The sequence below is a fragment of the Enterobacter cloacae complex sp. S2 genome (genome assembly GCF_015159675.1).
Lineage (GTDB): Bacteria > Pseudomonadota > Gammaproteobacteria > Enterobacterales > Enterobacteriaceae > Enterobacter > Enterobacter intestinihominis.
On sequence record NZ_JADDTS010000018.1, the window covers coordinates 100960 to 121990 of the forward strand.

Here is a 21031-nt window from a genome sequence, read left to right on the forward strand (position 1 = left end):
CGAAGTTATTACTGTACCTGGGCAAAGGGAATTTAGCGTGACGGTGGAGTCAGAAATGCCAGAAAATAATATTAACCAACCACAGACTTATGATGGGGTTAAGCCTCAGTTACGCACAGTGGATCTTAACTTGTTAACTGTATTCGATGCAGTGATGCAGGAGCAGAATATTACGCGAGCAGCGCAATCTCTGGGAATGTCTCAGCCTGCCGTGAGTAATGCCGTAGCCAGACTTAAGGTGATGTTTAACGACGAGTTATTCGTTCGTTATGGGAGGGGAATTCAGCCCACAGCGCGTGCATTCCAGCTATTCGGTTCGATTCGTCAGGCGCTACAGCTAGTTCAAAATGAACTTCCCGGTTCGGGCTTTGAACCCTTAAGCAGTGAGCGGGTTTTCCATCTCTGTGTGTGCAGTCCGTTAGATAATTATTTGACGTCTGTTATATATAATAAAGTTGAACAGATCGCCCCAAATATTCATCTCGTTTTTAAATCATCATTAAATCAAAACACTGAACACCAGCTTCGTTATCAGGAAACAGAGTTTGTTCTGGGATACGAAGAGTTCCGCCGTCCAGAGTTTGCCTGTGTTCCGTTGTTCAAAGACGAAATGGTGTTAGTCGCCAGTAAAAAACATCCCCGTATGAATTCGCCGCTGCGTGAAAGCGATGTTTACAGTGAGCAACACGCCGTTGTTGCTCTTGACAGATATGCCTCATTCAGTCAGCCGTGGTATGACACCGCCGATAAACAAGCCAGCGTGGCTTATCAGGGAATGGCCATGGTCAGTGTATTAAATGTCGTTTCTCAGACGCAGTTAGTCGCTATTGCGCCGCGCTGGCTTGCTGAAGAGTTCTCCGATTCACTGAATCTGCAAATTTTACCTCTGCCGCTCAAGCTTAATAGCCGTACCTGTTATCTTTCCTGGCATGAGGCTGCGGGTCGGGATAAAGGGCATCAGTGGATGGAAGAGCTGCTGATCAATATTTGCCGTCGCTAGGTTCTGGTGAATAAACCGCATGGCGTCATGCGGTTTATTCTGCCGTTTTTAAAACTGGCGATATTATGTTCTGTGTTCATTTTTTTAGTTACTTATGCATGCTCAAAAATAGATGATTTCCTGATCCATCCTCTTTTTAAGAGATGAATTATTATTGTCTCCACTCATACCAGACGAATTCACCATATTCATGTCTGTCAGCTGTTTTTTCTGCTTTTATTGCTCATTCCCGCATCCCGTTTGCTAATTGCCTGCCTCATAACGAGCGGTTAAGGTATCCATCACTCTGCACATTATAAGATGGGTTTACCCTGTCAGAAGACGGCGCGGAAATGAATTCTGTAGACCGTCTATAACAAAAGCCTGGAGGCAAAGCATGGAGATGTTGTCTGGCGCGGAAATGGTCGTCCGATCGCTTATCGATCAGGGCGTGAAACAAGTGTTCGGCTATCCCGGAGGCGCGGTTCTCGATATTTATGACGCGCTGCACACGGTAGGCGGTATTGATCATGTTCTGGTTCGTCATGAACAGGCTGCTGTGCATATGGCTGACGGCCTGGCCCGCGCCACGGGCGAAGTGGGTGTTGTGCTGGTCACTTCCGGGCCGGGGGCGACCAATGCCATTACCGGCATAGCGACTGCGTATATGGACTCTATTCCACTGGTCATTCTTTCCGGACAGGTGGCGACGTCGCTGATTGGCTATGATGCGTTTCAGGAGTGCGACATGGTGGGGATCTCACGCCCCGTGGTGAAGCACAGCTTTCTGGTTAAACAAACTGAAGATATCCCGGGCGTACTGAAAAAAGCCTTCTGGCTGGCCGCCAGCGGTCGTCCTGGGCCAGTGGTTGTCGATCTGCCAAAAGATATTCTCAATCCGGCGAATAAACTGCCTTACCTTTGGCCTGAGTCGGTGAGCATGCGTTCGTATAATCCGACCACGCAAGGGCACAAAGGACAGATTAAACGTGCGCTTCAAACGCTGCTGTCTGCGAAAAAACCGGTGGTCTATGTGGGGGGCGGCGCCGTCAATGCAGCCTGCGAAACGCAACTACGCGAACTGATCGAGAGGCTCAATCTTCCTGTCGCGTCATCACTGATGGGGCTGGGGGCATTCCCTGCCACGCATCGGCAGGCGCTGGGCATGCTGGGTATGCACGGCACCTACGAAGCCAATATGACGATGCACAATTCTGACGTGATTTTTGCCGTCGGCGTGCGTTTTGACGATCGCACCACGAACAACCTGGCGAAATACTGCCCGAATGCGACGGTGCTGCACATTGATATCGATCCTACTTCTATCTCTAAAACGGTGCCGGCGGATGTGCCGATCGTGGGAGACGCACGACAGGTGCTGGATCAAATGTTGGATCTGCTGGCGCAGGAGACCGCCTCTCAACCGCTGGACGAGATCCGCGACTGGTGGCAACAAATCGAGCAATGGCGTGGCCGTCAGTGCCTTAAATACGACACGCAAAGTGAGAACATCAAACCGCAGGCGGTGATCGAGACGATCTGGCGTCTGACCAATGGCGATGCGTATGTCACTTCTGACGTGGGCCAGCATCAGATGTTTGCTGCGCTGTATTACCCGTTTGATAAACCGCGTCGCTGGATCAACTCAGGCGGGCTCGGCACGATGGGCTTTGGTTTGCCCGCCGCGCTGGGGGTAAAGCTGGCGTTGCCAAACGAAACGGTTATTTGCGTAACGGGTGACGGCAGTATACAGATGAATATTCAGGAACTTTCCACTGCGCTGCAATATGAACTGCCAGTGCTGGTGCTGAACCTGAATAACGGTTACCTCGGCATGGTAAAACAGTGGCAGGATATGATTTATTCGGGCCGTCACTCCCAGTCCTATATGAAATCACTTCCGGACTTTGTCCGTCTGGCTGAAGCCTATGGTCATATTGGCATGCGGGTAACCCATCCGTCAGAGCTGGAAGCGAAGCTCGGCGAAGCGCTTGAGCACGTTAAAAACAATCGCCTTGTCTTCATGGACGTTATCGTCGATGGCACAGAGCACGTTTATCCGATGCATATTCGTGGCGGTGGTATGGATGAAATGTGGTTAAGCAAAACGGAGAGAACCTGATATGCGCCGGATATTATCTGTATTACTGGAAAATGAGTCGGGCGCACTGTCGCGGGTTATTGGGCTCTTTGCCCAGCGCGGCTATAACATTGAAAGCCTGACCGTGGCACCGACCGATGACCCTACGCTCTCGCGCATGACGATCCAGACTGTCGGCGATGCGAAAGTGCTTGAGCAGATCGAAAAGCAATTGCACAAGCTGGTGGACGTACTGCGCGTCAGCGAGCTGGGGCAGGGTGCTTACGTCGAACGTGAAGTGATGCTGGTGAAAATTCAGGCCAGCGGTTACGGCCGTGATGAGGTCAAGCGCAACACGGATATTTTCCGTGGGCAGATTATTGACGTCACGCCTTCTATATATACTGTCCAGCTTGCCGGAACGAGCGATAAGCTGGACGCTTTCCTGGCCTCTGTCAGGGATGTGGCAAAAATTGTTGAAGTTGCGCGCTCTGGCGTTGTTGGCCTCTCGCGCGGCGATAAAATCATGCGTGAGTAGCGCAATAGGTTCGCCTCTTTCAGCCCGGTAGCCAAAGCCGGGCTTTTTTTTGCGTAATCCGCCGACAACGCAGACAAAAGCGGTTGCCGTGAAGGCTATTCTGCGTTTAGATGTTAAAATATTTAACCATAACCTTGACAGGGCCATGGACTCTTTTCTTTTTTTGAGGGGCAATTGTGAAACTGGATGAAATCGCCCGGCTCGCCGGCGTGTCGAGAACCACGGCCAGCTATGTGATTAACGGTAAAGCAAAGCAGTATCGTGTCAGCGATAAGACCGTTGAGAAAGTGATGGCAGTCGTTCGTGAGCATAATTACCATCCGAATGCTGTCGCCGCAGGTTTACGTGCCGGGCGCACCCGCTCTATTGGCCTGGTGATCCCGGACCTGGAAAACACCAGCTATACCCGCATCGCCAACTATCTGGAACGTCAGGCTCGTCAGCGGGGCTATCAGCTGTTGATTGCCTGCTCCGAGGATCAGCCCGACAACGAGATGCGCTGCATTGAGCATCTGCTGCAACGTCAGGTTGATGCCATCATCGTGTCGACCTCTTTACCACCCGAGCATCCGTTCTATCAGCGCTGGGCGAACGATTCGTTCCCGATAGTGGCGCTGGATCGTGCGCTCGATCGTGAACATTTCACCAGCGTCGTGGGTGCCGATCAGGACGATGCAGAAATGCTGGCTGCCGAGCTGCGTACCTTCCCGGCTGAAACGGTGCTGTATCTTGGCGCTTTGCCTGAACTTTCGGTAAGCTTCCTGCGTGAACAAGGGTTCCGTACGGCATGGAAAGACGATCCGCGTGACGTTCATTATCTCTATGCCAACAGTTATGAGCGCGAAGCGGCTGCCCAGCTGTTCGAGAAATGGCTGGAAACGCACCCGATGCCGCAGGCGTTGTTTACCACCTCGTTTGCTCTGTTGCAGGGAGTGATGGACGTGACGTTACGTCGCGATGGCAAGCTGCCATCCGATCTGGCGATTGCTACCTTCGGTGATAACGAACTGCTCGACTTCCTGCAATGTCCAGTGCTGGCCGTGGCTCAGCGTCACCGCGACGTCGCCGAGCGCGTGCTGGAGATTGTTCTGGCAAGCCTGGATGAACCCCGCAAGCCGAAACCCGGACTTACGCGTATCAAACGTAATCTCTATCGGCGCGGAATTTTGAGCCGCCATTAATATTTCCACAGGGGCGGTATAACTGCCCCTTTTGCGGCGAATTTATTGCGATAAATAATTCCCGGATAAAAATTAGGATTTATCTCTAAGATTCATAGCCTGCTATTTTTCTGAATCCATTTTGGTGTTAAAAAGCACAATTATAAATTTTTGACTGACATTTCTTTGTATTGTTTTGTTACAAACAGGTGCCAGCCGATGAATATTCAGCCATTTTTCACTCTCCCTCCAGGCCTCAATGCACACGAACGAATCCATATTGCCTCGGGATTAAACTGGTGCTGTTATCCCCCGGCGATATGCCTTAAAATGCTGCCCGCGTCGCAAACTGACACTTTATATTTCCCTGCGATGATATTGAGTGAGTCTTAACGCTCGTGTGCATATTCGGTTTTTTTCTTACAAATATTCATAACGTTAATTTTGCCTCGCCAGTTGTTTAGTTATTAGCCAGGTCACTCTTGCTCTGTAAATAGGATGCTTTCGGGTCCGTACAGAGAGAGTCCTGGCTTGACAAGCTTTTCCCTCGCTCCGTAAACTCCTTCAGGTGGGAATTTGTGGGTTAAAGTGGTGAGGAGGGGTGAGGCTGGCATGTTCCGTGGAGCAACGTTAGTCAATCTCGACAGCAAAGGGCGTTTATCGGTACCAACCCGATACCGTGACCAGCTGATTGAGAACGCTTCGGGTCAACTGGTTTGCACCATTGACATCAACTCCCCCTGCCTGCTGCTTTATCCTTTGCCTGAATGGGAAATCATTGAGCAAAAGCTGTCGCGACTGTCGAGCATGAACCCGCAGGAACGCCGCGTACAGCGGTTGTTATTGGGACATGCCAGTGAATGTCAGATGGATAGCGCCGGGCGATTATTGATTGCGCCTGTGTTGCGGCAACATGCCGGTCTGACTAAAGAAGTGATGCTGGTCGGGCAGTTCAACAAGTTTGAACTGTGGGACGAAACGACCTGGTATCAACAGGTCAAGGAAGATATCGACGCTGAGCAGTCTGATTCCGCAACATTATCGGAACGGCTGCAGGACTTGTCTCTATAAATATGATGGAAAATTATAAACATACAACGGTGCTGCTGGATGAGGCCGTTAACGGCCTGAATATTCGTCCAGATGGCATCTATATTGATGGCACTTTTGGTCGCGGTGGCCACTCGCGTTTGATCCTCTCTCAGCTTGGAGCGGAAGGGCGCCTGCTGGCAATTGACCGCGATCCGCAGGCGATTGCCGTTGCGCAAACCATCGATGACCCTCGCTTTTCCATCGTGCATGGACCTTTCTCTGCGCTTGCGGATTATGTCGCCGAGCGCGGCCTGACCGGCAAAATCGACGGGATCCTCCTCGATCTTGGTGTCTCTTCACCACAGCTTGATGATGCAGAACGCGGCTTCTCCTTTATGCGCGACGGTCCGCTGGATATGCGTATGGACCCCACCCGCGGCCAGTCTGCCGCCGAGTGGTTACAAACTGCTGACGAAGCGGATATTGCCTGGGTGATCAAAACCTTCGGCGAAGAACGCTTTGGCAAACGTATTGCGCGCGCCATCGTGGAGCGCAACCGCGTTGAGCCAATGACCCGTACCAAAGAGCTGGCAGAAGTCATCGCGGCGGCAACGCCAGTGAAGGACAAGCACAAACATCCTGCGACCCGTACCTTCCAGGCGGTTCGTATCTGGGTAAACAGTGAACTGGAGGAAATAGAGCTGGCGCTAAAAAGCTCGCTCGACGTGCTGGCCCCGGGTGGGCGGTTATCCATCATCAGCTTCCATTCGCTGGAAGATCGCATCGTTAAGCGCTTTATGCGTGAACAGAGCCGCGGTCCGCAGGTTCCAGCTGGGCTGCCGATGACGGAAGAACAACTCAGAAAGCTGGGAGGCCGTCAGTTGCGAGCATTAGGCAAGTTGATGCCGGGCGAAGAAGAGGTGGCAGAGAATCCACGTGCCCGTAGTTCAGTGCTGCGTATTGCAGAGAGGACGAACGCATGATCAGCAGAGTGACAGAGACCCTAAGCAAAGTTAAGGGATCGTTAGGAAGCAACGAGCGCCATGCCTTGCCTGGCGTGATCGGCGACGATCTTTTGCGGTTTGGGAAGCTGCCACTCTGCTTGTTCATTTGCATCATTGTGACGGCAGTCATGGTGGTAACCACCGCTCACCATACCCGTTTGTTAACTGCGCAGCGCGAACAGATGGTACTGGAACGCGATGCGTTGGATATTGAATGGCGAAATCTGATCCTTGAAGAAAACGCGCTCGGCGATCACAGCCGGGTTGAACGGATCGCAACGGAAAAACTGCAATTACAGCATGTTGATCCTTCGCAGGAAAATATCGTAGTACAAAAATAAGGGAAAACGCGACGCATGAAAGCAGCGGCAAAAACGCTAAAACCAAAACGCCAGGAAGAACAGGCCAACTTTAACAGTTGGCGTTTTGCGTTGCTTTGCGGCTGCATTTTACTGGCGCTGGGTTTCCTGCTGGGACGCGTGGCGTGGCTACAAATCATCGCGCCTGACATGCTGGTACGTCAGGGTGATATGCGTTCTCTGCGCGTGCAGGAAGTTTCTACCTCTCGTGGGATGATCACCGACCGCTCCGGCCGCCCGCTGGCGGTGAGCGTACCGGTGAAGGCGATCTGGGCCGATCCTAAAGAGCTGCATGACGCAGGCGGGATCACCCTTGATAACCGCTGGAAGGCGCTCTCAGACGCGTTGAAAATGCCGCTGGATCAGCTGGCGTCACGCGTTAACGCCAACCCGAAAGGGCGCTTCATCTATCTTGCCCGTCAGGTGAACCCTGACATGGCTGATTACATTAAAAAACTTAAGCTGCCCGGCATTCATCTGCGGGAAGAATCCCGCCGTTATTATCCTTCCGGCGAAGTCACCGCGCACCTGATTGGCTTCACCAACGTGGATAGCCAGGGGATTGAAGGCGTTGAAAAAAGCTTCGACAAGTGGCTTACCGGCCAGCCTGGCGAGCGAATCGTGCGCAAAGACCGCTATGGTCGCGTCATTGAAGATATTTCCTCGACAGACAGCCAGGCCGCGCACAACCTGGCCCTGAGTATTGATGAGCGCTTGCAGGCGCTGGTCTATCGTGAGCTGAACAACGCCGTCGCGTTTAACAAGGCGGAATCGGGCAGTGCCGTGCTGGTGGATGTGGCGACAGGTGAAGTGCTGGCGATGGCCAGTAGTCCCTCATATAACCCGAATAATTTTGCCGGTACAGCAAAAGATGCGATGCGTAACCGCTCCATCACCGATGTGTTTGAACCCGGTTCAACCGTAAAACCTATGGTGGTGATGACGGCTCTACAGCGAGGCATCGTCAACGAAAATACCGTTCTGAATACGATCCCTTATCGAATTAACGGCCACGAAATAAAAGACGTGGCACGTTACAGCGAACTGACCCTGACCGGGGTCTTACAGAAGTCGAGTAACGTCGGTGTGTCAAAACTGGCGTTAGCGATGCCGTCCTCAGCGTTAGCAGATACTTACTCACGTTTTGGGCTGGGAAAGGCGACCAATTTGGGGTTGGTCGGAGAACGCAGTGGCTTATATCCTCAAAAACAACGGTGGTCTGACATAGAGAGGGCCACCTTCTCTTTCGGCTACGGGCTAATGGTAACTCCCTTACAGTTAGCGCGAGTCTACGCAACGATTGGCAGCTATGGCATTTATCGCCCGCTGTCGATCACCAAAGTTGATCCACCGGTACCGGGGGAACGTGTTTTCCCGGAATCTATCGTTCGTACCGTCGTACATATGATGGAAAGCGTCGCGCTGCCCGGTGGTGGTGGCGTGAAGGCCGCGATTAAGGGCTATCGTATCGCCATCAAAACCGGTACAGCGAAAAAAGTGGGGCCGGACGGCCGCTATATCAACAAATACATTGCCTATACCGCAGGCGTAGCGCCTGCAAGCAATCCGCGTTTTGCGCTGGTGGTCGTCATCAACGATCCGCAGGCGGGTAAATACTACGGCGGCGCCGTCTCCGCGCCTGTGTTCGGGGCTATTATGGGCGGCGTGTTGCGCACCATGAACATTGAACCGGATGCGCTGGCGACGGGCGAAAAAAGTGAATTTGTAATTAATCAAGGCGAGGGAACAGGTGGCAGATCGTAATTTGCGCGACCTTCTTGCTCCGTGGGTGCCTATGCTACCTGCGCGAGCACTGCGAGAGATGGTACTGGACAGCCGCGTAGCGGCTTCTGGCGATCTTTTTGTGGCAGTTGTAGGTCATCAGGCGGACGGGCGTCGTTATATCCCGCAGGCGATTGCGCAAGGTGTTGCTGCCATTATTGCTGAGGCCAAAGATGAGGCAACAGACGGTGAGATCCGTGAAATGCACGGCGTGCCGGTCATCTATCTCAGCCAGCTGAATGAGCGTCTCTCCGCGCTGGCAGGACGTTTTTACAACGAACCTTCCGACCAGTTAAAGCTTGTTGGCGTGACAGGAACCAACGGAAAAACCACCACCACTCAGTTGATGGCGCAGTGGGCTCAGCTGCTGGGTGAAACCGGTGCCGTCATGGGCACGGTGGGGAACGGTATTCTGGGCAAAGTAAGCCCGACGGAAAACACGACAGGCTCGGCGGTTGACGTGCAGCGTGTGCTGGCAGGCCTTGCAGAGCAGGGGGCGACCTTCGCGGCGATGGAGGTCTCCTCCCATGGTCTGGTACAACATCGCGTGGCGGCACTGAAATTTGCCGCCTCTGTCTTTACAAACCTGAGCCGCGATCACCTTGATTATCATGGTGATATGGAGCACTACGAAGCGGCGAAATGGCTGCTTTATTCCACTCACCACCACGGGCAGGCGATCATTAACGCCGACGACGAAGTCGGTCGCCGCTGGCTGGAAAAACTGCCAGATGCGGTGGCGGTGTCGATGGAAGATCGCATTAATCCGAACTGTCGTGGCCGCTGGCTGAAGGCAGTCGAAGTGAACTACCACGATAGCGGGGCGACGATCCGCTTTGCTTCCACCTGGGGCGAAGGTGAAATTGAAAGCCGCCTGATGGGGGCTTTCAACGTCAGTAACCTGCTGCTGGCGCTGGCGACGCTGCTGGCGCTGGGTTACCCGATGGTGGATCTGCTGAAAACGTCTGAGCGTTTGCAACCGGTCTGTGGCCGCATGGAAGTGTTCAGTGCGCCGGGCAAGCCGACGGTGGTCGTGGATTACGCCCACACGCCGGATGCGCTGGAAAAAGCGCTGGAAGCGGCGCGTCTGCACTGCGCAGGCAAGCTCTGGTGCGTGTTTGGCTGCGGTGGCGATCGCGACAAGGGCAAACGTCCGCTGATGGGCGCCATCGCTGAGCAGTTCGCGGATATTCCCGTGGTGACCGATGACAACCCGCGTACCGAAGAGCCGAGGGCCATTATCAACGACATTCTGGCGGGCATGCTGGATGCTGGGCGTGCGCGCGTGGTCGAAGGCCGTGCGGAGGCCGTGACTAACGCCATTATGCAGGCGCAGGAGAACGATGTGGTTCTGCTGGCCGGTAAAGGTCATGAAGATTATCAGATCGTCGGCAATCGTCGTCTGGATTACTCCGACCGCGTGACGGCAGCGCGTCTGCTGGGAGTGGTGGCATGATTAGCATTACGTTAAGCCAGGCCGCTGCGGTATTGCAGGGGATGCTGCATGGTCAGGATCTGACCATCGAGGCTGTGACCACCGACACCCGTAAGGTGACGGTGGGCTGCCTGTTTGTGGCGCTGAAGGGTGAACGTTTTGACGCCCACGATTTTGCGCAACAGGCTAAAGATAACGGCGCGGGTGCGCTGCTGGTCAACCGTAAGCTCGATATCGATTTGCCGCAGATTGTGGTGAAAGATACGCGCCTGGCGTTTGGTGAGCTGGCGGCATGGGTTCGCCAGCAGGTGCCAACACGCGTCGTGGCGCTGACGGGCTCGTCGGGCAAAACCTCCGTTAAAGAGATGACGGCGGCGATCCTTAGCCAGTGCGGAAACACGCTTTATACGGCGGGCAACCTTAATAATGACATCGGTGTACCGATGACGCTGCTGCGCCTGACCCACGAGCATGAATATGCGGTGATTGAGTTAGGGGCTAACCATCAAGGCGAAATCGCCTGGACCGTGAGCCTGACGCGTCCGGAAGCGGCGCTGGTGAATAACCTGGCGGCGGCACATCTTGAAGGTTTTGGTTCGCTGGCCGGTGTGGCGAAAGCGAAAGGTGAAATTTATACCGGCCTGCCGGATGACGGCATCGCCATTATGAATGCCGATAACAATGACTGGCTGAACTGGCAGAGCATCATTGGTTCACGCAAAACCTGGCGCTTCTCCCCGAATGCGGCAAACAGTGATTTTTCGGCGACCAACATTCATGTGACGTCACACGGCACCGAGTTCACCCTCCTGACCCCAACGGGCGACATCGACGTGCTGCTGCCGTTGCCGGGTCGTCATAACATCGCCAATGCGCTTGCTGCGGCAGCGCTCTCAATGGCGGTAGGGGCCTCACATGCTGCGATAAAAACTGGTCTGGCAAATTTAAAAGCCGTGCCGGGGCGTCTGTTCCCGATCCAGCTGGCTGAAAACAAACTCCTGCTGGATGACTCCTACAACGCTAACGTCGGCTCCATGACGGCGGCCGTGCAGGTCTTGTCTGAGATGCCGGGCTATCGCGTGATGGTTGTTGGCGATATGGCCGAGCTGGGTGATGAAAGCGAAGCCTGCCACGTACAGGTTGGCGAAGCGGCGAAAGCTGCCGGGCTTGACCGCGTACTGAGCGCAGGCACGCTGAGCAAGGCCATTTCCGATGCCAGTGAAGTTGGCGAACATTTTGCCGATAAATCTGCACTGATCGAACGCCTGAAGGCATTGATTACAGAAAAACAGATTGTGACTGTTTTAGTTAAAGGTTCACGTAGTGCCGCCATGGAAGAGGTTGTGCACGCATTACAGGAGAACGGGACATGTTAGTTTGGCTGGCCGAACATTTGGTCAAATATTATTCAGGCTTTAACGTCTTTTCCTATCTGACGTTTCGCGCCATCGTCAGCCTGCTGACTGCGCTGTTCATCTCGTTGTGGATGGGCCCGCGCATGATTGCCCGTTTGCAAAAACTCTCTTTCGGCCAGGTTGTACGCAACGATGGTCCGGAATCGCATTTCAGCAAGCGCGGTACGCCGACCATGGGCGGGATCATGATCCTGACCGCGATTGTGGTGTCCGTTCTGCTGTGGGCTTATCCGTCTAACCCCTACGTCTGGTGCGTGCTGACTGTTCTGGTTGGCTACGGGATCATCGGTTTTGTTGATGACTACCGCAAAGTCGTGCGCAAAGACACCAAAGGTTTGATCGCGCGCTGGAAGTATTTCTGGATGTCGGTAATTGCGCTGGGTGTGGCCTTCGCGCTTTACCTGGCAGGAAAAGACACCCCGGCCACCGAGCTGGTGGTGCCGTTCTTCAAAGACGTGATGCCGCAGCTGGGGCTGTTCTACATTCTGCTGGCTTACTTTGTGATCGTCGGCACCGGCAACGCCGTCAACCTGACCGATGGTCTGGACGGCCTGGCCATCATGCCAACCGTGTTTGTCGCGGGCGGTTTCGCGCTGGTGGCGTGGGCGACCGGTAACATGAACTTTGCAAACTACCTGCACATCCCGTACCTGCGACACGCTGGTGAGCTGGTGATCGTCTGTACGGCGATTGTCGGCGCGGGGCTGGGCTTCCTGTGGTTCAACACCTATCCGGCGCAGGTCTTTATGGGCGACGTCGGTTCACTGGCACTGGGCGGCGCGCTGGGCATTATCGCCGTGCTGCTGCGTCAGGAGTTCCTGCTGGTGATTATGGGCGGTGTGTTTGTGGTTGAGACCCTGTCGGTGATTTTGCAGGTCGGTTCCTTCAAGCTGCGCGGCCAGCGCATCTTCCGTATGGCACCGATTCACCACCACTATGAACTGAAAGGCTGGCCGGAGCCGCGCGTCATTGTGCGCTTCTGGATTATTTCGCTGATGCTGGTGCTGATTGGCCTGGCAACGCTGAAGGTACGTTAATCATGGCAGATTACCAGGGCAAAAAAGTCGTTATCATCGGGTTGGGCCTTACCGGCCTCTCCTGCGTGGACTTTTTCCTTGCGCGTGGCGTGACGCCGCGCGTGATGGATACGCGCGTCTCTCCGCCGGGTCTGGACAAGCTGCCGGAGCAGGTTGAACGCCACCTGGGTGGTCTGAATGATGAGTGGCTGCTGGTCGCCGATCTGATTGTTGCCAGCCCGGGCATGGCGCTGGCGCATCCTTCGCTGAGTGCCGCGGCGGATGCAGGCGTTGAGATTGTTGGCGATATCGAACTGTTCTGCCGGGAGGCGCAGGCCCCGATCGTTGCCATTACCGGTTCAAACGGTAAAAGCACCGTCACCACCCTGGTGGGTGAGATGGCGAAAGCGGCGGGCAAAAATGTCGGCGTGGGCGGTAACATTGGTCTGCCCGCGTTGATGCTGCTCGATAAAGGGTGTGAGCTGTTTGTACTTGAGCTTTCCAGCTTCCAGCTGGAAACCACTTCAAGCCTGCATGCGGCGGCGGCGACGATCCTTAATGTCACCGAAGATCATATGGACAGATACCCGTTCGGCTTGCAGCAGTACCGCGCGGCCAAGCTGCGTGTCTATGAAAATGCCAAAGTCTGCGTGGTGAATGCCGATGATGCACTCACCATGCCGGTGCGTGGCGCAGACGATCGCTGCATTAGCTTCGGTATTAACATGGGTGACTATCACCTTAACCGCCAGCAGGGCGAAACCTGGCTGCGGGTGAAAGGTGAGAAGGTGCTGAACGTGAAAGAGATGATGCTCTCCGGCCAGCATAACTACACCAACGCCCTGGCGGCGCTGGCGCTGGCGGATGCCGTTGGCCTGCCGCGATCTTCAAGCCTGAAGGCGCTGACCACCTTTACCGGCCTGGCTCACCGTTTTCAGCTGGCGCTGGAACACAACGGCGTACGCTGGATTAACGATTCCAAAGCGACCAATGTGGGTAGCACCGAGGCGGCATTGAACGGTCTGCACGTTGAAGGCACACTGCATCTGCTGCTGGGCGGCGACGGTAAATCAGCCGATTTCTCCTCGCTGAAGCAGTACCTCAACGGTAATAACGTGCGCCTTTATTGCTTTGGCCGCGATGGCAGCGAGCTTGCGGCGTTGCGTCCTGAGGTCGCCGAACAAACCGAGACCATGGAACAGGCGATGCGCCTTATCGCCCCACGCGTGAAGCCCGGCGATATGGTGCTGCTCTCGCCAGCCTGTGCCAGCCTCGATCAATTTAAGAATTTCGAACAGCGGGGCGATGTCTTTACCCGCCTGGCGAAGGAGTTAGGCTGATGCGTTTATCTCTCCCTCGCCTGAAAATGCCGCGTCTGCCAGGGTTTGGTATCCTGGTATGGCTGTTTACGGCGCTGAAAGGCTGGGTGATGGCTTCACGGGATAAAGATTCCGACAGCCTGATTATGTACGACCGCACGCTGTTCTGGCTCACGCTGGGGCTGGCTGCGACCGGCTTTATTATGGTCACCTCGGCGTCGATGCCTGTCGGACAGCGTCTGGCAAACGATCCGTTCCTGTTTGCCAAGCGTGACGGGCTGTACATCATTCTCGCGTTCTGCCTGGCGATGATCACCTTACGCCTGCCGATGTCGTTCTGGCAGCGGCACAGTACGGCCATGCTTATCGCCTCAATCATCATGCTGTTGATCGTTCTGGTCGTCGGGAGCTCCGTTAACGGGGCATCACGCTGGATCGCCTTTGGTCCGCTGCGTATTCAGCCTGCAGAGTTCACCAAGCTTTCGTTGTTCTGCTACCTGGCAAACTACCTGGTGCGTAAAGTCGACGAAGTTCGTAACAACCTGCGCGGCTTCTTAAAACCGATGGGCGTGATTCTGGTGCTTGCGATCCTGCTGCTGGCGCAGCCCGACCTCGGTACGGTAGTCGTACTGTTTGTCACTACGCTGGCGATGCTGTTCCTGGCGGGCGCAAAACTGTGGCAGTTCATTGCCATCATCGGGATGGGGATTTCGGCGGTGGTGCTGCTGATCCTCGCCGAACCATACCGTATCCGCCGTGTGACCTCGTTCTGGAACCCATGGGAAGATCCGTTCGGCAGCGGTTATCAGCTGACACAGTCGCTGATGGCGTTTGGCCGCGGCGAAGTCTGGGGCCAAGGCCTGGGCAACTCGGTGCAAAAACTGGAGTATTTACCGGAGGCGCATACCGACTTTATCTTCTCCATTATTGGGGAAGAACTGGGTTATATCGGTGTGGTATTGGCGCTATTAATGGTATTCTTCGTCGCTTTCCGCGCCATGTCGATTGGCCGTAAAGCGCTGGAGATCGATCACCGCTTCTCCGGTTTCCTGGCCTGCTCAATTGGTATCTGGTTTAGCTTCCAGGCACTGGTAAACGTTGGGGCCGCAGCGGGTATGCTGCCGACCAAAGGTCTGACGTTGCCGTTGATCAGTTATGGTGGTTCGAGTCTGTTGATCATGTCGACGGCCATCATGTTTTTGTTACGCATAGATTATGAAACGCGTCTGGAGAAAGCTCAGGCGTTTACACGAGGTTCACGATGAATCAACCGAAGCGGTTAATGGTGATGGCAGGCGGGACCGGCGGACACGTGTTCCCGGGACTGGCGGTTGCGCACCATTTAATGGAACAGGGCTGGCAGGTACGCTGGCTGGGAACCGCAGACCGCATGGAAGCCGACCTTGTACCTAAACACGGTATCGAGATCGACTTTATTCGTATTTCTGGCCTTCGTGGCAAAGGGATCAAGGCGCTGCTGCTGGCGCCGGTGCGCATTTTCAATGCCTGGCGTCAGGCGCGCGACATTATGAAGCGCTTTAAGCCTGACGTCGTTCTGGGCATGGGCGGCTACGTTTCCGGTCCGGGAGGACTGGCGGCGTGGTCACTGGGCATCCCTGTTGTTCTGCATGAGCAGAACGGTATTGCCGGGTTGACCAACAAATGGCTGGCAAAAATCGCCACCAAAGTTATGCAGGCCTTCCCCGGGGCATTCCCGAAAGCGGATGTCGTAGGGAATCCGGTGCGTGTGGACGTGCTGGCGCTGCCGCTGCCAGATACGCGTCTGGCGGGTCGCGAAGGGCCGGTGCGCGTGCTGGTTGTCGGCGGTTCACAGGGCGCACGTATTTTAAACCAGACGATGCCACAGGTTGCGGCAAAACTGGGTGATGCGGTGACCATCTGGCACCAGAGCGGGAAGGGCGCTCAGCAGAGCGTTGAGCAGGCTTACGCGCAGGAAGGTCAGCCGCAGCATAAAGTGACTGAATTTATTGATGATATGGCCGCAGCCTATGCCTGGGCCGATGTCGTGGTCTGTCGCTCGGGCGCGCTGACGGTGAGCGAAATCGCCGCCGCCGGTTTGCCGGCGCTGTTTGTGCCGTTCCAGCACAAAGACCGACAGCAGTACTGGAATGCGCTGCCGCTTGAGAAAGCGGGTGCCGCGAAGATTTTTGAGCAGCCACAATTTACCGCTGATGCGGTCGCCACTACCCTGGCGGGCTGGAACCGGGATGTATTACTGGAGATGGCGCAACGCGCACGCGCGACCGCTATCCCGGATGCAACGGAACGGGTGGCAAAAGAAGTGAGCCTGGCAGCCCAGGCATAATTCTCGCAGCGCGTGTTGCGCTGCACGATTTTTTTGAAGTAGTCGATGGCGTTTAGAGAATGAATACACAACAACTGGCAAAACTGCGTTCTATCGTGCCCGAGATGCGTCGCGTCCGGCACATTCACTTTGTCGGCATCGGTGGTGCTGGCATGGGCGGTATTGCCGAAGTGTTAGCTAACGAAGGCTATCAGATCAGCGGGTCTGACCTGGCGCCAAACCCTGTTACGCAGCAGCTGGCGTCGCTGGGGGCGACTATCTATTTCAATCATCGCCCGGAAAATGTGAGCGATGCGAGCGTGGTTGTAGTGTCCAGCGCGATCTCCGCGGATAACCCGGAAATCGTTGCGGCGCATGAGGCGCGCATTCCGGTGATCCGTCGCGCGGAAATGCTGGCGGAACTGATGCGTTTCCGTCACGGCATTGCGGTGGCCGGTACGCACGGTAAAACCACAACAACAGCGATGGTCTCCAGCATTTATGCGGAAGCGGGTCTCGACCCAACGTTCGTTAACGGTGGTCTGGTGAAAGCCGCTGGCGTGCATGCGCGTCTGGGCCACAGCCGTTATCTGATTGCGGAAGCGGATGAAAGCGACGCGTCGTTCCTGCATTTGCAGCCGATGGTGGCTATCGTCACCAATATCGAAGCTGACCATATGGATACCTACCAGGGCAACTTCGAGAACTTAAAGCAGACCTTTATTAACTTCCTGCACAACCTTCCGTTCTATGGCCGTGCGGTGATGTGCGTGGACGACCCGGTGATCCGCGAGCTGCTGCCGCGCGTCGGGCGTCAAATTACCACCTACGGCTTCAGCGAAGACGCTGATGTACGCGTGGAAGATTATAAGCAGATTGGTGCGCAGGGGCATTTCACCCTGGCACGCCAGGATAAAGAGCTCCTGCATGTCACCCTGAACGCGCCGGGACGTCACAATGCCCTGAATGCGGCGGCGGCGGTGGCTGTTGCAACGGAAGAAGGCATTGATGATGAGGCGATCCTGCGCGCGCTGGAAAGCTTCCAGGGAACGGGCCGTCGCTTCGACTTCCTGGGTGAGTTCCCACTGGAGCCAGTAAACGGTAAGCCAGGTTCTGCGATGCTGGTCGATGACTACGGTCACCATCCGACGGAGGTGGACGCAACCATCAAAGCGGCACGCGCGGGTTGGCCGGAAAAGAATCTGGTCATGATCTTCCAGCCGCACCGTTACACACGTACCCGCGATCTGTATGACGATTTTGCCAACGTCCTTTCGCAGGTCGATACCCTGCTGATGCTGGATGTTTATGCCGCGGGTGAAGCGCCGATTCCGGGCGCGGACAGTCGGTCTTTATGTCGTACCATCCGCGGACGCGGTAAAGTGGACCCTATCCTGGTCCCCGACCCGGTGCAGGTAGCTGAAATGCTTGCCCCGGTCCTGACGGGTAACGATCTGATCCTGATTCAGGGTGCGGGAAATATCGGCAAAATCGCCCGTACCTTAGCTGAAATCAAACTGAAGCCGCAAACTCAGGAGGACGAGCGTCATGGCTGATAAGATTGCTGTCCTGTTTGGCGGCACTTCCGCCGAACGCGAGGTTTCTCTGAATTCGGGCGCTGCCGTGCTGGCGGGCCTGCGTGAAGGTGGCGTGGACGCGCATCCGGTTGATCCGAAAGAGGTGGACGTTACGCAGCTGAAAGCGATGGGCTTCGATAAAGCCTTTATCGCGTTGCATGGCCGCGGCGGTGAAGACGGCACGTTGCAGGGGCTGCTGGAGCTGATCGGTATGCCGTACACCGGCAGTGGCGTGATGGCATCCGCTATCTCCATGGATAAACTGCGCAGCAAACTGCTGTGGCAGGGGGCGGGTCTGCCCGTTGCGCCATGGGTTGCACTGACGCGCCGTGAATTTGAATTGGGCTTGTCGGACAGCGTTAATACACGCATTGCGTCACTGGGCTTACCGGTTATTGTGAAGCCTAGCCGTGAAGGGTCGAGCGTGGGAATGTCCAAAGTTGATAAAGCTGTAGATTTGGCTGACGCTTTAGCTCTGGCATTTCAACATGATGAAGAAGTTCTGATTGAAAAATGGCTTAGCGGGCCGGAATTTACCGTCGCGATGCTTGGTGAAGAAATTTTACCGTCAATTCGCATCCAACCCGCCGGAGTCTTCTATGATTATGAGGCGAAGTATCTCTCTGATGAGACGCAATATTTCTGCCCAGCTGGTCTTGAAGCACAACGTGAAGCGGAATTACAGTCTCTGGTGCTTAAAGCCTGGAATGTTTTGGGATGCCGAGGCTGGGGACGAATTGATGTGATGCTTGACGGTGATGGGCAATTTTATCTGCTGGAAGCAAACACGTCTCCGGGTATGACCAGCCATAGCCTTGTGCCGATGGCGGCGCGTCAGGCGGGAATGAGCTTCTCGCAATTAGTCGTACGTATTCTGGACCAGGCGGGCTGATATGTCTCAGGCTGCGTTGAACACGCGCAACCGCGATGACGAAGAAGAATATTCTTCTTCGCGCCGGAGTAATGGAACGCGTCTTGCAGGAATTATTTTCCTGCTCGGGGTGCTGTGCACCGTGTTTATCAGCGGCTGGATGGTGCTGGGCTGGATGGAAGACGCACAGCGGTTGCCGCTGTCGAAGCTGGTAGTGACCGGAGAGCGTCACTACACGCGTAACGATGACATTCGCCAGTCAATTCTGGCGCTGGGGTCGCCTGGCACCTTTATGACGCAGGACGTCAACATTATCCAGAGCCAGATTGAACGTCTGCCGTGGATAAAACAGGCGAGTGTCAGAAAGCAATGGCCTGATGAATTGAAGATTCATCTGGTTGAATATGTGCCGATTGCGCGTTGGAATGATCAGCATATGGTTGACGTAGACGGAAATTCGTTCAGCGTCCCGAGCGATCGTGTCAACAAGCAGAATTTACCGATGTTGTATGGCCCGGAAGGCAGCGAAAACGAAGTATTGCAGGGTTTTCGTGAGATGGGGCAGGTGCTGGCTAAGGATCGCTTTACGTTAAAAGATGCTGCGATGACGGCGCGCCGTTCCTGGCAGCTGACCTTAACGAATGGCATTAAGCTCAATCTTGGCCGCGGCGACACAATGAAACGTCTGGCGCGTTTTGTAGAACTTTACCCGGTTTTACAGCAGCAGGCGCAGACGGATGGCAAACGGATAAGCTACGTTGATTTGCGCTATGACTCAGGCGCAGCAGTCGGTTGGGAGCCGGCTCCGGTCGAGGAACCTAATCAGCAACAAAATCAGGCACAGGTACAGGCAGAACAACAATGATCAAGTCGACGGACAGAAAATTGGTAGTAGGACTGGAGATTGGCACCGCGAAGGTTGCCGCTTTGGTAGGGGAAGTTCTGCCCGACGGTATGGTCAATATCATTGGCGTGGGCAGCTGCCCTTCCCGTGGTATGGATAAAGGTGGGGTAAACGACCTTGAGTCGGTGGTGAAATGCGTTCAGCGCGCCATCGACCAGGCTGAATTGATGGCAGATTGCCAGATTTCCTCTGTCTATCTGGCCCTTTCTGGTAAGCACATCAGCTGCCAGAATGAAATCGGTATGGTGCCGATTTCTGAAGAAGAAGTGACGCAGGAAGACGTTGAGAACGTTGTCCACACGGCGAAATCCGTGCGTGTTCGCGACGAGCACCGTGTGCTGCATGTGATCCCGCAAGAATACGCGATCGACTACCAGGAAGGTATCAAGAATCCGGTCGGTCTGTCGGGCGTACGTATGCAGGCAAAAGTGCACCTGATCACATGTCACAACGATATGGCGAAGAACATTGTAAAAGCCGTTGAACGTTGTGGCCTGAAAGTTGACCAACTAATTTTCGCCGGACTTGCCGCGAGCTATTCCGTGCTGACCGAAGACGAACGTGAACTGGGCGTCTGTGTGGTCGATATTGGTGGTGGTACAATGGACATGGCTGTCTATACCGGCGGTGCGTTGCGCCACACCAAAGTGATCCCGTACGCCGGGAATGTGGTGACCAGCGATATCGCTTACGCCTTTGGTACGCCACCGAGCGATGCAGAGGCGATTAAAGTGCGCCACGGTTGCGCGCTGGGCTCTATCGTCGGCAAAGACGAGAGCGTTGAAGTGCCGAGCGTAGGCGGTCGACCGCCGCGCAGCCTGCAACGCCAGACGCTGGCAGAGGTAATTGAGCCGCGTTATACCGAGCTGCTCAACCTGGTCAACGAAGAGATTTTGCAGTTACAGGAACAGCTTCGCCAGCAGGGTGTGAAACATCATCTCGCAGCGGGGATTGTATTAACCGGCGGGGCAGCGCAAATTGAAGGTCTTGCGGCCTGCGCTCAGCGCGTGTTCCATACGCAGGTGCGTATTGGTGCGCCGCTGAATATCACCGGTTTAACGGATTATGCTCAGGAGCCGTACTATTCAACGGCGGTGGGCCTGCTGCACTACGGGAAAGAATCCCATTTAAGTGGTGAGGCAGAGGTGGAAAAACGCGTCTCGGTGGGGTCGTGGGTCAAACGACTTAACACCTGGTTGCGAAAAGAATTTTAATTTTTTAAGAGACCGGAGAGAATTAGCGGTCTCGGGCGACA

General features: G+C 55.0%; 18 protein-coding genes. All 18 read left to right on the forward strand.

Translation table 11 applies throughout. The features are described 5' to 3' along the window. Positions 1 to 55: 55 nt before the first annotated feature. The 18 genes from leuO (at position 56) to ftsA (ending at position 20990) form a co-directional block, all read left to right on the forward strand. A complete protein-coding gene (leuO, locus tag IPZ49_RS09930; protein ID WP_022647036.1) occupies positions 56 to 1000 on the forward strand; it encodes a transcriptional regulator LeuO in 945 nt (314 codons plus the stop codon). Positions 1001 to 1376: 376 nt separating this feature from the next. Next, positions 1377 to 3101, forward strand: a complete 1725-nt coding sequence (ilvI, locus tag IPZ49_RS09935) for an acetolactate synthase 3 large subunit (RefSeq protein ID WP_063146418.1) — start codon at positions 1377 to 1379, stop codon at positions 3099 to 3101. Position 3102: 1 nt separating this feature from the next. Continuing rightward, positions 3103 to 3597, forward strand: coding sequence for an acetolactate synthase small subunit (gene ilvN / locus IPZ49_RS09940; protein ID WP_023305437.1), 495 nt, complete (start codon positions 3103 to 3105; stop codon positions 3595 to 3597). 176 nt (positions 3598 to 3773) lie between these two features. Then, positions 3774 to 4778, forward strand: a complete 1005-nt coding sequence (gene cra / locus IPZ49_RS09945) for a catabolite repressor/activator (protein ID WP_063146419.1) — start codon at positions 3774 to 3776, stop codon at positions 4776 to 4778. Between the two features lie 591 nt (positions 4779 to 5369). Further along, a complete protein-coding gene (gene mraZ / locus IPZ49_RS09950) occupies positions 5370 to 5828 on the forward strand; it encodes a division/cell wall cluster transcriptional repressor MraZ (RefSeq protein ID WP_014830641.1) in 459 nt (152 codons plus the stop codon). A 2-nt stretch (positions 5829 to 5830) separates the two neighbouring features. Then, positions 5831 to 6772: a 16S rRNA (cytosine(1402)-N(4))-methyltransferase RsmH gene (gene rsmH, locus IPZ49_RS09955; protein ID WP_003856366.1), complete on the forward strand. Its 942-nt coding sequence runs from the start codon at positions 5831 to 5833 to the stop codon at positions 6770 to 6772. Then, a complete protein-coding gene (gene ftsL, locus IPZ49_RS09960; RefSeq protein ID WP_003856363.1) occupies positions 6769 to 7134 on the forward strand; it encodes a cell division protein FtsL in 366 nt (121 codons plus the stop codon). The genes rsmH and ftsL overlap by 4 nt, the downstream gene beginning before the upstream one ends. A 15-nt stretch (positions 7135 to 7149) precedes the next feature. Next, complete coding sequence (locus IPZ49_RS09965; protein WP_063146420.1) at positions 7150 to 8916, forward strand: peptidoglycan glycosyltransferase FtsI; 1767 nt, start codon at positions 7150 to 7152, stop codon at positions 8914 to 8916. Next, positions 8903 to 10390, forward strand: coding sequence for a UDP-N-acetylmuramoyl-L-alanyl-D-glutamate--2,6-diaminopimelate ligase (murE, locus tag IPZ49_RS09970; protein WP_046619892.1), 1488 nt, complete (start codon positions 8903 to 8905; stop codon positions 10388 to 10390). Before IPZ49_RS09965 ends, murE begins: the two co-directional genes overlap by 14 nt. Next, positions 10387 to 11745, forward strand: coding sequence for a UDP-N-acetylmuramoyl-tripeptide--D-alanyl-D-alanine ligase (gene murF, locus IPZ49_RS09975; protein WP_063929051.1), 1359 nt, complete (start codon positions 10387 to 10389; stop codon positions 11743 to 11745). The genes murE and murF overlap by 4 nt, the downstream gene beginning before the upstream one ends. Continuing rightward, the gene (gene mraY / locus IPZ49_RS09980) at positions 11739 to 12821 is read left to right on the forward strand and encodes a phospho-N-acetylmuramoyl-pentapeptide-transferase (RefSeq protein ID WP_003856353.1); all 1083 of its coding nucleotides are present in this window, start codon (positions 11739 to 11741) and stop codon (positions 12819 to 12821) included. The genes murF and mraY overlap by 7 nt, the downstream gene beginning before the upstream one ends. A gap of 2 nt (positions 12822 to 12823) precedes the next feature. Next, the gene (gene murD, locus IPZ49_RS09985; protein ID WP_063146422.1) at positions 12824 to 14140 is read left to right on the forward strand and encodes a UDP-N-acetylmuramoyl-L-alanine--D-glutamate ligase; all 1317 of its coding nucleotides are present in this window, start codon (positions 12824 to 12826) and stop codon (positions 14138 to 14140) included. Beyond that, a complete protein-coding gene (gene ftsW, locus IPZ49_RS09990) occupies positions 14140 to 15384 on the forward strand; it encodes a cell division protein FtsW (RefSeq protein ID WP_022647044.1) in 1245 nt (414 codons plus the stop codon). The genes murD and ftsW overlap by 1 nt, the downstream gene beginning before the upstream one ends. Then, positions 15381 to 16445, forward strand: coding sequence for an undecaprenyldiphospho-muramoylpentapeptide beta-N-acetylglucosaminyltransferase (gene murG / locus IPZ49_RS09995; protein WP_023299322.1), 1065 nt, complete (start codon positions 15381 to 15383; stop codon positions 16443 to 16445). The genes ftsW and murG overlap by 4 nt, the downstream gene beginning before the upstream one ends. Before the next feature lie 59 nt (positions 16446 to 16504). Then, positions 16505 to 17980: a UDP-N-acetylmuramate--L-alanine ligase gene (gene murC / locus IPZ49_RS10000; protein ID WP_063146423.1), complete on the forward strand. Its 1476-nt coding sequence runs from the start codon at positions 16505 to 16507 to the stop codon at positions 17978 to 17980. Continuing rightward, positions 17973 to 18893 carry a D-alanine--D-alanine ligase gene (locus IPZ49_RS10005; protein ID WP_023299324.1) on the forward strand — a complete coding sequence of 307 codons (921 nt, stop codon included), beginning with the start codon at positions 17973 to 17975 and terminating at the stop codon, positions 18891 to 18893. The genes murC and IPZ49_RS10005 overlap by 8 nt, the downstream gene beginning before the upstream one ends. 1 nt (position 18894) lies before the next feature. Continuing rightward, the gene (ftsQ, locus tag IPZ49_RS10010) at positions 18895 to 19737 is read left to right on the forward strand and encodes a cell division protein FtsQ (RefSeq protein ID WP_003856342.1); all 843 of its coding nucleotides are present in this window, start codon (positions 18895 to 18897) and stop codon (positions 19735 to 19737) included. Beyond that, positions 19734 to 20990: a cell division protein FtsA gene (gene ftsA, locus IPZ49_RS10015; RefSeq protein ID WP_003856340.1), complete on the forward strand. Its 1257-nt coding sequence runs from the start codon at positions 19734 to 19736 to the stop codon at positions 20988 to 20990. The genes ftsQ and ftsA overlap by 4 nt, the downstream gene beginning before the upstream one ends. Positions 20991 to 21031 lie beyond the last annotated feature (41 nt).